A 13956-nucleotide genomic window follows, 5' to 3' on the forward strand; every position below is an offset into this window, starting at 1 on the left:
CGTCGTACATAAAGGTGCGAACGACACAAACACTGTAGGAGTGAGCCTGCTCGCGATAGCCGCAACTCGGTTTCAGATCAGGCAGGAAATCCGGGCAGCACCGGCACCGGCCGCTTGTCATCATCAATAGCGACAAAGCTGAACTGCCCATGAATCGCCTTCTCGCGGCCATCGCAACTCATGCTCTCAACAAACACTTCCACCTCGACCTTGAGGCTGGTGTTACCCACTTTGATCACCCTGCCCACCAGTTCGACGATGGAGCCGGCCGGTATCGCGTGATTGAAGTCGATGCGGTCGGTGGACACGGTCACCAGCGGCAAACGGCAGAAACGCGTAGCGGTGATGAACGACACTTCATCCATCCACGCCAGCGCGGTGCCGCCGAACAGGGTGTTGTGGTGGTTGGTGGTCGGCGGGAAGACGGCTTTGGTCACGCGGGTCACCGAGAGTTCGGTGCGGCGCTGGATTTCCTGGTCGCGGGTGGTCATGGGTTATTGCTCGTAAATCGCGGGCTCCCGAATACAAAGCAAGATCAAAAGATCGCAGCCTTCGGCAGCTCCTACAGGGGGACGGGTTAAATTGCAGACAACAAAAAAGCAGCCCGTAGGCTGCTTTTTTCTGCATCGGAAGCTGGACTTAAGCCAGTTTTTCCTTGATGCGAGCTGCTTTACCCGACAGGTCGCGCAGGTAGTACAGCTTGGCTTTACGTACGTCACCGCGACGTTTAACAGCCATGCTGTCGATCTGCGGGGAGTAGGTCTGGAAAGTACGTTCTACGCCAACACCGTTGGAGATTTTACGAACGGTGAACGCACTGTTCACGCCGCGGTTACGCTTGGCGATTACAACGCCTTCGAACGCTTGCAGACGGGAACGATCGCCTTCCTTCACTTTCACCTGAACGACAATGGTGTCGCCTGGGGCAAAGGTAGGGATTTCTTTGGTCATCTGCTCTGCTTCGAGTGCAAGGATGATTTTGTTGGTCATGCTGTGCTCCTAAGGTAAATCAACTGATCTACCATCGATACGTTGTTAACTATCGTCCCGCTCGCGGATGTATTCCTCGAGCAGCTTCTTCTCTTCTCCAGAAAGCGAGCGGCTTTCCAGAAGATCGGCGCGTCGTTCATAGGTCCTACCAAGGGACTGCTGTAAACGCCAACGCCGGATATGCGCGTGATTGCCACTTAGCAACACGTCGGGAACACGCTGATCCGCATACACCTCAGGTCGGGTGTAGTGCGGGCAATCCAGCAGACCATCCGTAAAGGAATCTTCCTCAGCGGAATCCGCATGCCCTAAAGCTCCGGGCAGCAGTCGTGTAACCGCATCGATCATGACCATGGCCGGCAGCTCGCCGCCAGACAGTACATAGTCACCAATCGACCACTCTTCATCGACATGAGCCTCAATAAAGCGCTCGTCAATGCCTTCATAGCGGCCGGCAATCAGGATCAATGCATCCGATTTTGCCAACTCGCGTACCGCCGACTGAGTCAGTTGACGGCCTTGGGGGGACAGGTAAATCACCTTCGCCGCCTCCCCGGCTGCTGCCTTGGCCTGAACCAGAGCATCTTCCAGGGGCTTGATCTTCATCACCATGCCCGGACCACCGCCAAACGGGCGATCGTCCACAGTGTGATGCCGATCCGTCGTGTAATCCCGCGGATTCCAACAGGTCAGCTGCAACAGCCCCTGTTTGACCGCACGACTGGTAATGCCGTACTCACTGATGGCCGAGAACATCTCGGGGAACAGCGTAATGACGTCTACGCGCAGGCTGGCCATTGCTTAGAAGTCCGCGTCCCATTCCACCCGCATCACGCCTGCATCCAGGTCGATGGCCAGCACGCATTGCTCTGTATAGGGCAACAACCGCTCGCGATCATCCAGGCTGCCCGCGCAGGGCTTGACCACCAATACATCGTTCGCGCCGGTCTCCAACAGGTGATCAACCTTGCCGAACAATTGCTCGTCCTGGTTGATGACGCTCAGACCCTGCAACTGGTACCAGTAGTACTCGTCGCCTGTCAGGTTGGGCAAAAGGCTTCGCGAGATGCAGATCTCATAACCGCTCAGAAGACGGGCTTCATCGCGATCGTCGAGGCCTTTGAGCTTGGCAACCAGATCCTTTTGAGTGGATCGGCCGCTGACCAGCTCGACCTGTTTCACCACGCCTTCGCGCCGAAGCGTCCAGTTGCGGTAGTCCAACAGGTTTTCAATCGGATCGGTAAAGGAAAAGACCTTCACCTCGCCGCGAACGCCGTGAACCGAAAAAATCTTGCCGACAACGATCAGGTCATCAGCTTTTTCTGGCGTCGCGCTCATACTGCTCAGGCTGCAGCCTTGGCAGATTCCTTCAGCAACTGAGCAACACGCTCAGAAGGCTGTGCACCAACGCTCAGCCAGTAGGCTACGCGCTCTTGGTTCACGGACAGACGGATTTCCTGACCACGGGCAACAGGGTTGAAGAAGCCAACCTGTTCTTTGTGGGAGCCGTCACGCGGGTTACGCGAGTCGGTTACGGTCAGGTGGTAAAACGGGCGCTTTTTGGAGCCGCCAAGGGCAAGACGGATTGTTAGCATGTGAACATCGTTCCTGTAGTCGGTGCTGCAAATCTAAATGCACAGCGGGCATGGGTGCCCGAAAGGCCGCATATTCTAAGGAATATCCGGACTTTTGCAAATGACTTTTTCCGGCGCCTATGGCATGCCGTGCGGATTTGCATATAGAGCCGTCGATGAAAACGGCCAGTCAGCTCCCGCCGAGTGCGGGTTTGCTGTTGATCCTGCGTCCTTGCAGGGTCTGCGCCGGTGCGACGACCGGCGAAGTCTTGGTGTCCTGAATCACATTTTCGGCATGCCGCCGCCGGGCAACATACCGCCCATGCCGCGCATCATTTTCGCCATTCCGCCTTTGGCGGTGAATTTCTTCATCATCTTCTGCATCTGCTTGTGCTGCTTGATCAAGCGGCCGATGTCCTGCACCTGAGTGCCGGAACCCATGGCGATCCGGCGCTTGCGCGAACCGCTGATCAGCTCAGGGTCGCGGCGCTCGGCCGGGGTCATGGAATTGATGATGGCTTCCATCTGCTTGAACTGCTTCTCTGCCGCGTTCTGGGCATTGCCCATCTGCGACAGGTTGACGCCGCCGATGCTCGGCAGTTTGTCCATGAGCCCGCCGAGGCCGCCCATGTTCTTCATCTGTTGCAGCTGATCGCGGAAGTCTTCGAGGTCGAAGCCCTTGCCCTTCTTCAGCTTCTTGGCCAGTTTGTCGGCCTTGTCCTTGTCGAGGGTCGCTTCAGCCTGTTCGATCAGGCTGAGCACGTCGCCCATGCCGAGGATCCGCGAAGCGATACGCTCAGGGTGGAACGGATCGAGCGCTTCGCTCTTCTCGCCCATACCGATGAACTTGATCGGCTTGCCGGTGATCGCGCGTACCGACAGTGCGGCACCACCACGGGCATCGCCGTCGACCTTGGTCAGGATCACACCGGTCAGCGGCAGCGCATCACCGAAGGCCTTGGCCGTGTTGGCCGCGTCCTGACCGGTCATGGCATCGACCACGAACAGGGTTTCGACCGGGTTGATCGCGGCGTGCAGCGCCTTGATCTCGCCCATCATCTCTTCGTCGATGTGCAGACGACCGGCGGTATCGACGATGACCACGTCGATGAATTTCAGTTTTGCTTCTTTAATAGCAGCGGTCGCGATGTCGACCGGCTTCTGGCTCAGGTCGGACGGGAAGAACGTCACGCCGATGTCGTTGGCCAGGGTTTCCAGCTGTTTGATAGCCGCAGGACGGTAGATGTCCGCCGACACGACCATCACCGACTTCTTCTTGCGCTCCTTGAGGAAGCGCGCGAGTTTGCCGGCGGTGGTGGTTTTACCGGCACCCTGCAGACCGGCCATCAGAATGACGGCGGGCGGCACGGCGCTCAGGTTCAAGTCTTCGTTGGCCGCGCCCATCAGGCTTTCGAGTTCGGCCTGGACGATCTTCACGAACGCCTGGCCCGGCGTCAGGCTGCGCGACACCTCGGTGCCGACAGCGCGCTCCTTGACCGAATTGACGAAGTCCTTGACCACCGGCAGGGCGACGTCGGCTTCGAGCAACGCCATGCGCACTTCGCGCAGGGTGTCTTTGATATTGTCTTCAGTCAGCTTCGCCTTGCCGGTGACATGGCGCAGCGTCTGCGAGAGACGGTCGGTTAAGTTTTCAAACATTGCGCGATCCTTTCAGGCCCTGTGTAGACCGGGATAATGGCGGCCCAGACCGGATTCAACATGTGCTCGGCGAGCCTGCGGCGTGGGCAGGTCGCGGATTATAGCGAAGACTGCGTCGGGCGGACACCTCGCACTTTCGTGGTGTGGCGGTTCTATGCCAAACTCAGCGCCTTTCGGGCCTGCCTAACAGGATTTATGCTCCCCTTGTCACCCAGTTTGCTGACCACGCTCGCCGCCGCTCTCCTTTATGCCGCTGCGACCCTTTATCAGGGCACCCGCCTGGCCTCCGGCGCCAAGGCAAACAAGCGCCTGCTGGTTACGCTCGGCATCTTCGCCGTGCTCGCCCACAGCGCCAGCCTGCTCACTCACCTGCTGACGCCGATCGGCCTGGGCCTGGACTTCTTCAGCGCCGCCAGCCTGATTGCCGCGGCCGTCATCGCTCTGACGCTGCTGGCCTGCTCGCGGATCCCGGTGGAAAACCTTTTGGTGCTGCTGTTTCCGCTCGGCGCGGCCACGGTGCTGCTGGCCCAGTTCGCGCCGGCCGGCACGGTGCAGATCATCGACGAAGAACCTGGCATCCTCGCCCATATCCTGCTGTCGATCCTCGCCTACGGCATGTTCACCATCGCGGTGTTCCAGGCCTTGCTGCTGTTGGTGCAGGATCACCAGCTCAAGCACAAGCATCCGTCGGGCCTGATCAAGAACTTCCCGCCGCTGCAAACCATGGAAAGCCTGTTGTTCGGCTTCCTCTGGGCTGGCTGGACGCTGCTGTCGCTGTCGCTGATCTCCGGCTGGCTGTTCGTCGAGAACCTGTTCGCCCAGCATCTGGTGCACAAGACCTTGTTGGCGTGCCTGGCCTGGATCGTGTTCAGCGTGCTGCTGTGGGGCCGCAATCGCCTCGGCTGGCGTGGCCACAAGGCGATTCGCTGGACTCTCGCCGGTTTCTGCCTGCTGATGTTGGCGTATTTCGGCAGCAAACTGGTTCGTGAATACATCCTGCACATCTGACGGGCGGCATAAATGGACGGTTTGCCCATAGGGCCGATGCTCGCGGTATTTGTCCTGCTGATTTTATGGTCGGGGCTGTTTACTGCCGTCGAAGTCGCTCAGCAGCACCTGCTGGCGCAACGCACGGCCTCGCGTGCCAGCGACAAGCCGCTGGCGAAGCTGAGCTTTCCGCTCGACAGCCTGATCCTGTGCAACACCCTGTGCCGAGCGCTCGCGGTGATCATCGCCACACTGCTGGCGATCTTTCTTTGCGAAGAGAACGGCCCTTGGGCTGCCTGCCTGGGCGCCGGCGCCGTGTTGCTGGTGTTTGCCGATTACTTTCCGCGCAGCGTAGCCCAGCGTTATCCCGATGCGGTGCTGTCGTTCGGCAATACCCTGCTGACCGTTCCACTGAAAATCCTTTACCCGCTGGCCTGGCTGCTGAGCAGCCTCAGCGGTTGGCTGCTGCGCCCCTTCGCGCGCAAGCCCCAAGTGGTCCAGCAGAGCGAAGACGAAGATCCCGCTGAGCACAACGACGACCCGGAACACCCGTCTCGCACACACCCGGTTTCGGGAATCCACGCGTTGGACAACATCACGGTCAACGACATTCTGGTACCGCGCAGCGATGTCGACGGTATCAACCTTGACGACTCGATCGAAGAGATCATCGAACTACTGCGCCAGAACAAGCGCACACGCCTGCCGGTGTTCCACAGCGACATCAACCAGGTCGAAGCGGTGCTCAACACCCGGCAGATCCGCCATCTGCTCAACGATGGCAACCTGACCCGCGAAGCGCTGCTGGCCGCCAGCTACGAACCGTATTTCGTCCCGGAAAGCACCCCGCTGCAACTGCAACTGCTGAACTTCCACAAGCAGCAGCGCCGCTTGGGCATGGTAGTGGACGAGTACGGCGAAGTGCTGGGCATCGTGACCCTGGAAGACATTCTCGAAGAAATCGTCGGCGAATTCGAAAGCGAGCACAGCCTCGACAACCCGCACATCCATCCGCAGCCCGACGGGCGCATGGTGATCGACGGCACCGCGTCGATCCGCGAGTTGAACAAATGCCTGGGCTGGCATTTGCCGAGCGACGGGCCGAAGACCCTTAACGGCCTGGTGACCGAAGCGCTGGAGACCATTCCCGACAGCGCGGTGTGCCTGAAGATCGGCCGCTATCGACTGGAAATTCTCGAAACCGAAGACAACCGGGTGAGCAAGGTGTTGATCTGGCATACGACCTCGGTGCCCGCCAAGGTTTAAGCGCTGTTGTGGCGAGGGAGCTTGCTCCCGCTGGGTTGCGAAGCAGCCCTGGCTTTTGATTTACCCACAGATTCATGCGGCCGCTGCGCGCCCGAGCGGGAGCAAGCTCCCTCGCCACAGAAAGCCCAACGGCTGCGATCCTTTGCTCTTGTTTGATTGTTAGCCCCCTTCCTATAATCGAGCCGCTTACCCAAGCGCCGCCGAGCCCTGTGCTTACCCCGCACGCCAACGGTTTCGGTAATTTTCCGCACCACCCCGACGACTGTTCCTACTCGAAACAGCGCTCGCGCCTGATCCCACATCCCTGGGTGTTCGACCATAATAATTCGCTCCAACGGAGCTCATGACTGTCAGGGATCACCGCATGACGACCAGTACCGCTTACCGCGACACCGCGCCTGCCCAACCGACCAACTCCGCCACCCGCGTGGCGACGGCGAGCTTCATCGGCACCGCCATCGAGTTCTACGACTTCTACGTCTACGCCACTGCCGCCGCACTGGTGATCGGGCCGGTGTTCTTTCCGCAGACGTCCGGCACCGCGCAGATGCTTTCGGCGTTTCTCACCTTCGGCATCGCCTTCCTCGCCCGCCCGCTGGGTTCGGCGCTGTTCGGCCATTTCGGTGACCGCATCGGGCGCAAATCGACACTGGTCGCCTCGTTACTTCTGATGGGCGTGTGCACCACGCTGATCGGCGTGCTGCCGGGTTACGACAGCATTGGCGCCTGGGCACCGATTCTGCTGTGCGTGCTGCGTTTCGGTCAGGGGCTGGGACTGGGTGGCGAATGGGGTGGCGCCGCGTTGCTGGCCACGGAAAATGCGCCCAAGGGCAAACGGGCGTGGTTCGGCATGTTTCCGCAGCTTGGCCCGTCGATTGGGTTTCTCGCGGCCAACGGGCTGTTCCTGACCCTGGCCATGACCCTCAACGACGAGCAGTTCCGCAGCTGGGGCTGGAGGATTCCGTTTCTGCTCAGTGCGGTACTGGTGATGGTCGGCCTGTACGTGCGCCTGAAACTCCACGAAACCCCGGTGTTCGCCAACGCCATTGCCCGTCAGGAACGAGTGAAAGTGCCGCTGGTCGAGCTGTTCAGCCAGTACTGGGCGCCAACCCTGCTCGGCGCGGCGGCGATGGTCGTGTGTTATGCGCTGTTTTACATCTCGACGGTGTTTTCCCTGAGCTACGGCGTATCCACACTGGGTTACAGCCGTGAGACGTTCCTTGGACTATTGTGTTTTGCCGTGCTGTTCATGGCCGCGGCAACGCCATTGTCCGCCTGGGCCAGCGACCGTTACGGGCGCAAACCGGTGCTGATCGTCGGTGGTGTGCTGGCGATCCTGTCCGGATTCCTGATGGAGCCGCTGCTGACGCAAGGTTCGACCTGGGGCGTGGCGCTGTTCCTGTGCATCGAGCTGTTCTTGATGGGCGTGACGTTTGCCCCGATGGGCGCGCTGCTGCCGGAACTGTTTCCGACGCACGTGCGCTATACCGGCGCATCGGCGGCCTACAACCTGGGCGGCATCGTCGGCGCCTCGGCCGCCCCGTTCTTCGCGCAGAAACTGGTGGCGATGGGGGGTTTGAGTTATGTCGGTGGGTATGTGTCGGCGGCAGCGGTGCTCAGCTTGATTGCTGTGCTGTGCCTGAAGGAAACGCGCAATAACGATCTGAATCAGGTTGCCTGACGGAAGATCAAAAGCTTCGCGAGCAAGCTCGCTCCCACAGTGTCCGTGCAGTACACAAAATTTGTGAACACCGCCGAACCTGTGGGAGCGAGCTTGCTCGCGAATGCCGCGCCTCGGTTTACAGCTCTACAACAACAGCCTGAGCAGCCCGGGTCGCCTTGGCACGCGCAGCTTCGATCGACTCATCCCGCGCCAACGCCACGCCCATCCGGCGCTGACCATTGACTTCAGGCTTGCCGAACAGACGCAACGCCGTATCCGGCTCGCTCAATGCAGCGCCAAGGTTGGCGAACGCGGTCTGGGTCGACTGCCCTTCCACCAGAATCACTGCCGAAGCCGAAGGGCCGAACTGACGGATCAGTGGCACCGGCAGACCGAGAATGGCGCGCGCGTGCAGGGCGAACTGCGACAGATCCTGAGAAATCAGGGTCACCAGACCGGTGTCATGCGGGCGCGGCGAGACTTCGCTGAACCACACCTGATCGCCCTTGATGAACAGTTCGACGCCGAACAGACCGCGACCACCCAATGCTTCGGTCACAGCCTTGGCCACGCGCTCGGACTCAGCCAGGGCAATCGGGCTCATGGCCTGCGGCTGCCAGGACTCCTGATAGTCGCCCTTCTCCTGACGGTGACCGACCGGTGCGCAGAACGTGGTGCCGCCGATGTGGCGCACGGTCAGCAGAGTGATTTCGTAGTCGAAATCGATGAAGCCTTCGATGATCACCCGACCTTTGCCGGCGCGACCGCCCTCCTGCGCGTAATCCCAGGCTTTCTGCACGTCATCGGCGCTGCGCAGCAGGCTCTGACCTTTGCCCGACGAACTCATGACCGGTTTGACCACGCACGGGAAACCCAGGTCCTGAACGGCTTTGCTGTAGTCCTCGAAGGTGTCGGCAAAGTGGTACGGCGAGGTCGGCAGGTCCAGTTCTTCAGCGGCCAGACGACGGATGCCTTCGCGGTTCATGGTCAGTTGCGCGGCGCGCGCGGTCGGGATCACAGTGAAGCCTTCGGCTTCCAGCTCGACCAGCGTAGCGGTGGCGATGGCTTCGATTTCCGGCACGATGAAGTGCGGCTTCTCGGCTTCGATGACGGCACGCAAGGCCGCGCCGTCGAGCATGTTGATCACGTGGCTGCGGTGCGCAACCTGCATGGCCGGCGCGTTGGCGTAACGGTCGACGGCAATCACTTCAACGCCCAGGCGTTGCAGCTCGATCACCACTTCCTTGCCCAACTCACCACAGCCACACAGCAATACGCGGGTCGCGGTTGGCGACAATGGAGTTCCGATACGGGTCATCTCAGGTCCTCAAAGAAGCGGATCATCGAGGAAAGCAACGCCAGACGCGCTTTCCATGGGGAGAAAGCGCGGCATTTTACATGAACCGGAGGGTTTGGCTTAGCTGGCGACAGCCTGTTTGCGCTCGCGCCAGGCCATGATCAGCCAAACGGCAGTGACGCCAGCGAACTTCGAGACCAATGCGGTGATGATCACCGGTGGCGTCATCAGGTCGATCATGCCGAAAAAGATGAAGGTATCGAGGGGAATGCTCAGTGCCGAACTGATCCACAAGCGGTCACGCAACGGGCGTTTGGTGACGCTGAACACCAGCCAGTCGATGCACTCGGAGATCGCGAACGCGGTGGCGCTGGCCAAGGCGATCGACGGATCAGAGGTGACGTAGGACAGCACCAGCGCCGCCAGCATCGCCACGATGGCGCCGTGGCCAAAACGGGTTTGCACCATGTCGCGCAACACGAACACCAACCCGCCCCAGGCTGACCAGATGATGTCCAGGTGCGGCGCGGTGGAGAAAGCGAAGTTGATCAGCACGACGCTGCTGATGTAGGCGATGAGGAAAATCATGGGGGCGACCTGTCAAATTGGCGCACAGGTTACTTGAGGCAGAGAGTTCGGCCAAGTCGATCGAAAATTGTATACACCCGCAATGGCAAGCGGCTTACCTGTGGCGAGGGAGCTTGCTCCCGCTGGGCTGCGCAGCAGTCCGTGCTTTCAAGAGCAAAAGAGGGGCCGCTTCGCGACCCAGCGGGAGCAAGCTCCCTCGCCACAAAAGCACTTCAACCAATATCTCAGCGCTTGGCCGGGATCATCCACACCAACCCGCTCGCCTTCGCCCGCTCATGGCACAACCCGAGCACCACCCGCCGCTCGTCGTTGGTCATCCGGCCCCAGCGTGTGATCTCCGCGACCGTACGCTGGCAGCCGGTGCAAATATCGTCCTCATCCAGTGCGCAGATATTCACGCACGGCGAGGCAACGGGTCTTTCAGGCGTGTTCATTCTTCCTGCTCTACCAGGTCACGCGAATAGCGCTGCGAGTTGTGCACATAGTGCGCGGCGCTGGCTTCGAGCATTTTCTTCTGCGGCTCGGTGAGTTCACGCACGACCTTGCCCGGCGAGCCCATCACCAGCGAGCCATCGGGAATTTCCTTGCCTTCGCCGATCAGCGAATTGGCGCCGATGATGCAGTTCTTGCCGATTTTCGCGCCGTTGAGGATCACCGCGTTGATGCCGATCAGGCTGTAGTCGCCGACGGTGCAGCCATGCAGCATGGCGTTGTGACCGATGGTCACGCCGGTGCCGATGGTCAGCGGATAGCCCATATCGGTGTGCATCACGGTGCCATCCTGAACATTGCTGTTCTTGCCGATCAGGATCAGTTCGTTGTCACCGCGCAGCACGGCGTTGAACCAGACGTTGGCGCCCTCTTCAAGTTTGACCTTGCCCACCAGCACGGCATTGGGCGCTACCCAGCTCTGTGGATGGGTGTCGACGCGGGCGTCGCCCAGGCGGTATTTCATCTTGTTTTCCTCAGGGCTCACGAACGGGCCATTCGAGCGATGGCTTCAGGTATTGATAAAACTTTTGGGCGGGTGATGCAGGCTTATCCGTTCGTCATAGAGCAGATTGATCAGCTCGACGATCATGATAGCCGTCAACCCCCAGATCTTGAACTCGCCGTAGCGATAACTCGGCACGTACCAGCTGCGACCCTGGTAGTCGATACGATGCGTGTGTTCGCGCGGGTCTTTGCGGAAGAACTCCAGCGGCACGTTGAATACTGCGGCAATCTCGGCATCGTTGGCCTGGTATTCGACAAAGTCCGGGATCACCCCGACATACGGCGTAACCTTGATGCCATGCAGGGAGATCAGCGGGCTGAGCGGGCCGATGACCTCGACCAGCCCCGGTGGCAGGCCGATTTCTTCCTCGGCTTCGCGCAGGGCGGTAAAAATCAGGTCGGGGTCTTCCGGGTCACGGCGCCCGCCGGGGAAGGCGACTTCGCCACCATGGGTCGAAAGGCCGCTGGCGCGCAGGGTCAGTACCAGCTCGGGCTCGTCACTGCGGGTGATCGGCACCAGAACAGCGGCCTCGGGGAAACGTTTATCGGTCTCCAGCGTGCGCGGTGTGTGGTTGCTTACCCTATGCAGTAGCTCGTCCAGCATGAGTGTTCTCGATCTGTGCCTTACCCTGCATCATGCACCAATCATGGCAGCCGCCCAAGCCCCTCGCCCGGCCATGTCGCGAAACGACAACTTGCCGACCGGCACCGCTGCACGCCAAGATAGGCGCAGCATTCAGGAACCCCAGCATGAAATTTTGCAGCCAGTGCGGCAACCCGGTGACCCAGCGCATTCCCGAAGGCGATTCGCGGCTGCGATTTGTCTGTGACAGCTGTCAGACCATTCACTATCAAAACCCCAATATTGTCGCCGGTTGCGTCGCGACCTGGGGCAGCCAAGTGTTGCTCTGCCGCCGCGCCATCGAGCCCCGTCTCGGCTACTGGACGCTACCCGCCGGTTTCATGGAAAACGGCGAGACCATCGAGCAGGCCGCGATCCGCGAAACCGCCGAGGAAGCCTGCGCCCGGGTGCGCAACCTGAGCATCTATACGCTGATCGATGTGCCACACATCAGCCAGGTGCACGTGTTCTTCCGTGCCGAACTGGCCGATCTGGACTTTGCCGCCGGCCCCGAGAGCCTCGAAGTGCAACTATTCGACGAAGCCGACATCCCGTGGGACGAGCTGGCTTTTCGCACGGTGGGGCGTACTTTAGAATGCTTCTTCGCTGATCGACGGGTCGAGGCGTATCCGGTTCGTTCGGAATCGATTCCACCGTTGGTCCAGCCTGCCATCAGCTGACTCAAAAAAATCAAAGATCAAAAGATCGCAGCCTGCGGCAGCTCCTACACTTAACAATGCGTCACTCTTGGGGAATCGTTTCAATGCGCTGGTTGCTTGCCCTGCTCTGCCTGTCGTTCGTCACCGTGTCCCAAGCGTCATTCGTGACCACCGTGACGCCATCGAATAGCCCCCGGATCGAAAAAATACTGGTGTTCAAATCGGCGCATCAACTGCAATTGATCTCTGACGGCAAGCCACTCAAGACCTATCGCATCTCCCTGGGCAAGGGCGCGAAGAAAGGTCCGAAACTGATTGAGGGCGACAAACGCACCCCGGAAGGTCTGTACTGGATCGACTGGCGCAAGGTCAGCGAAAAATTCAACCTGGCGATGCACATTTCCTACCCGAACATCAGCGATTCGGCCCGCGCCCGCCGCGAAGGCGTCGAGCCTGGCGGAATGATCATGATCCACGGCACGCCCGACACCGAGGACACGCCCGAAGACCTGTTCCACACCCTGGACTGGACCGACGGTTGCATCGCCATGCGCAACATGGACATGCGTGAAGTCTGGGGCCTGGTGCCGGACGGCACGATGATCGAGATCCGTCCTTAACGCCCCACCACTGGTCACCTGAAAAAAAATAAATCAAAAGATCGCAGGCTGCGGCAGCGCCTACAGGGTTGATACCACTTCCCACTGTAGGAGCTGCCGCAGGCTGCGATCTTTTGCTTTCTGCATTCCACCTCTAATACCACTTCAATACATCACACCCGAGACCCGCCATTTCATTGGCCTACAGGCCAATTCCCTGCGTTGACATGGTATTCAAGTGGTATTAATTTCCGCCCCACAAGCGAGCAACAACAATCCTACACTCGCGTCGGAAATGACCTACATGAACGAACTCCAGGCCCTACGCCCAGATGACTCCCAGCCGACACCGCTGTACCTGCAGCTGGCGCGTAATCTGGAGTCGGCGATCCATTCCGGGCAGTGGAAGGCCGAGCAGGCGATGCCTTCCGAGCGCAATCTCAGCGAGCAACTGGGTATCTCCCGGGTCACCGCCCGCAAGGCGCTGGAAGTGCTGCTTGATCAAGGTCTGATCCGCCGCCTGCAAGGTTCCGGCACCTTCATCACGCCCCGTCTGGAACAACCACTGTCGCGCCTCTCGGGCTTCAGCGAAATGCTCCGCCTCAAGGGTTTCGTGCCCAGCTCGCAGTGGCTGGAGCGCGAAATCACCCTGCCGACTCACGAAGAACTGATCCGCCTGAGCCTGTCGCCGAACGACAAGGTGGCGCGCATGAAACGCCTGCGCAAGGCCGACGACACCGTAATGGCCATCGAGATGAGCACCCTGCCCGCCTCGATCATGCCCAAGCCGCAATTGGTCGGCGATTCGCTCTACGAATACCTCGACGGCATCGGCAAACCGATCGTCCGCGCCCTGCAGCACATTCAGGCGATCAACGCCTCGGACGAGTTCGCCGCGCTGGTCGGCATCGCCCCCGGTACCGCCATGCTGCTGATGACCCGGGTCGGCTATCTGGAAGACAACACGCCGATCGAAGTCACCGACACCTATTGCCGCAACGACTACTACGACTTTGTTGCAGAGCTGCGCCGCTAACCGGGCGAAGCCGTCAAACA

Annotated in this window: 17 protein-coding genes; 6 read left to right on the top strand and 11 right to left on the bottom strand. The window is 60.1% G+C overall.

Annotated features, from left to right (window positions below; translation table 11 throughout):
- Positions 1-77 precede the first annotated feature (77 nt).
- From AC27VU_RS21040 to ffh, 6 genes are all read right to left on the bottom strand, one after another.
- Positions 78-491, bottom strand: coding sequence for an acyl-CoA thioesterase (locus AC27VU_RS21040; RefSeq protein WP_108181783.1), 414 nt, complete (start codon positions 489-491; stop codon positions 78-80).
- Between the two features lie 148 nt (positions 492-639).
- Positions 640-990: a 50S ribosomal protein L19 gene (gene rplS, locus AC27VU_RS21045; protein ID WP_003175895.1), complete on the bottom strand. Its 351-nt coding sequence runs from the start codon at positions 988-990 to the stop codon at positions 640-642.
- Positions 991-1035: 45 nt separating this feature from the next.
- Positions 1036-1788, bottom strand: a complete 753-nt coding sequence (trmD, locus tag AC27VU_RS21050; protein WP_003221981.1) for a tRNA (guanosine(37)-N1)-methyltransferase TrmD — start codon at positions 1786-1788, stop codon at positions 1036-1038.
- 3 nt (positions 1789-1791) lie between these two features.
- On the bottom strand, positions 1792-2328 hold the full coding sequence (gene rimM, locus AC27VU_RS21055; RefSeq protein ID WP_003221979.1) for a ribosome maturation factor RimM: 537 nt from the start codon (positions 2326-2328) through the stop codon (positions 1792-1794).
- A gap of 5 nt (positions 2329-2333) precedes the next feature.
- The gene (gene rpsP / locus AC27VU_RS21060; RefSeq protein WP_003185073.1) at positions 2334-2585 is read right to left on the bottom strand and encodes a 30S ribosomal protein S16; all 252 of its coding nucleotides are present in this window, start codon (positions 2583-2585) and stop codon (positions 2334-2336) included.
- Positions 2586-2846: 261 nt separating this feature from the next.
- Positions 2847-4223, bottom strand: coding sequence for a signal recognition particle protein (ffh, locus tag AC27VU_RS21065; RefSeq protein ID WP_003221977.1), 1377 nt, complete (start codon positions 4221-4223; stop codon positions 2847-2849).
- Between the two features lie 195 nt (positions 4224-4418).
- Here ffh and AC27VU_RS21070 point away from each other — a divergent pair, with 195 nt between their 5' ends.
- The 3 genes from AC27VU_RS21070 (at position 4419) to AC27VU_RS21080 (ending at position 8157) form a co-directional block, all read left to right on the top strand.
- On the top strand, positions 4419-5231 hold the full coding sequence (locus AC27VU_RS21070) for a cytochrome C assembly family protein (RefSeq protein WP_045122309.1): 813 nt from the start codon (positions 4419-4421) through the stop codon (positions 5229-5231).
- Between the two features lie 12 nt (positions 5232-5243).
- Complete coding sequence (locus tag AC27VU_RS21075) at positions 5244-6476, top strand: transporter associated domain-containing protein (RefSeq protein ID WP_103485366.1); 1233 nt, start codon at positions 5244-5246, stop codon at positions 6474-6476.
- A 364-nt stretch (positions 6477-6840) separates the two neighbouring features.
- Positions 6841-8157: an MFS transporter gene (locus tag AC27VU_RS21080; RefSeq protein ID WP_103521587.1), complete on the top strand. Its 1317-nt coding sequence runs from the start codon at positions 6841-6843 to the stop codon at positions 8155-8157.
- Positions 8158-8275: 118 nt separating this feature from the next.
- Here AC27VU_RS21080 and purT read toward each other — a convergent pair whose 3' ends face one another.
- The 5 genes from purT to AC27VU_RS21105 all read right to left on the bottom strand — a co-directional run bounded on the left by purT (position 8276) and on the right by AC27VU_RS21105 (position 11624).
- Positions 8276-9457 (bottom strand): formate-dependent phosphoribosylglycinamide formyltransferase, encoded by a 1182-nt coding sequence (gene purT, locus AC27VU_RS21085; protein ID WP_003221968.1) that lies wholly within the window; start codon positions 9455-9457, stop codon positions 8276-8278.
- Between the two features lie 99 nt (positions 9458-9556).
- Complete coding sequence (locus AC27VU_RS21090; RefSeq protein ID WP_003221966.1) at positions 9557-10024, bottom strand: hypothetical protein; 468 nt, start codon at positions 10022-10024, stop codon at positions 9557-9559.
- 224 nt (positions 10025-10248) lie between these two features.
- Positions 10249-10458 carry a DUF1289 domain-containing protein gene (locus tag AC27VU_RS21095; RefSeq protein WP_007967801.1) on the bottom strand — a complete coding sequence of 70 codons (210 nt, stop codon included), beginning with the start codon at positions 10456-10458 and terminating at the stop codon, positions 10249-10251.
- Entirely contained in the window at positions 10455-10979 is a 525-nt protein-coding gene (locus tag AC27VU_RS21100; RefSeq protein WP_488724851.1) for a gamma carbonic anhydrase family protein, read from the bottom strand. The genes AC27VU_RS21095 and AC27VU_RS21100 overlap by 4 nt, the downstream gene beginning before the upstream one ends.
- Positions 10980-11024: 45 nt before the next feature.
- Positions 11025-11624 carry a CoA pyrophosphatase gene (locus AC27VU_RS21105; RefSeq protein WP_488724852.1) on the bottom strand — a complete coding sequence of 200 codons (600 nt, stop codon included), beginning with the start codon at positions 11622-11624 and terminating at the stop codon, positions 11025-11027.
- Between the two features lie 146 nt (positions 11625-11770).
- Here AC27VU_RS21105 and AC27VU_RS21110 point away from each other — a divergent pair, with 146 nt between their 5' ends.
- The 3 genes from AC27VU_RS21110 (at position 11771) to AC27VU_RS21120 (ending at position 13936) form a co-directional block, all read left to right on the top strand.
- Positions 11771-12322, top strand: coding sequence for an NUDIX hydrolase (locus tag AC27VU_RS21110; protein ID WP_098967373.1), 552 nt, complete (start codon positions 11771-11773; stop codon positions 12320-12322).
- 83 nt (positions 12323-12405) lie between these two features.
- Positions 12406-12921 (top strand): L,D-transpeptidase family protein, encoded by a 516-nt coding sequence (locus tag AC27VU_RS21115; RefSeq protein WP_488724853.1) that lies wholly within the window; start codon positions 12406-12408, stop codon positions 12919-12921.
- A gap of 283 nt (positions 12922-13204) precedes the next feature.
- A complete protein-coding gene (locus tag AC27VU_RS21120) occupies positions 13205-13936 on the top strand; it encodes a GntR family transcriptional regulator (RefSeq protein ID WP_488724854.1) in 732 nt (243 codons plus the stop codon).
- Positions 13937-13956: the final 20 nt, after the last annotated feature.

The organism is Pseudomonas sp. 14P5.3.2 (assembly GCF_057799175.1).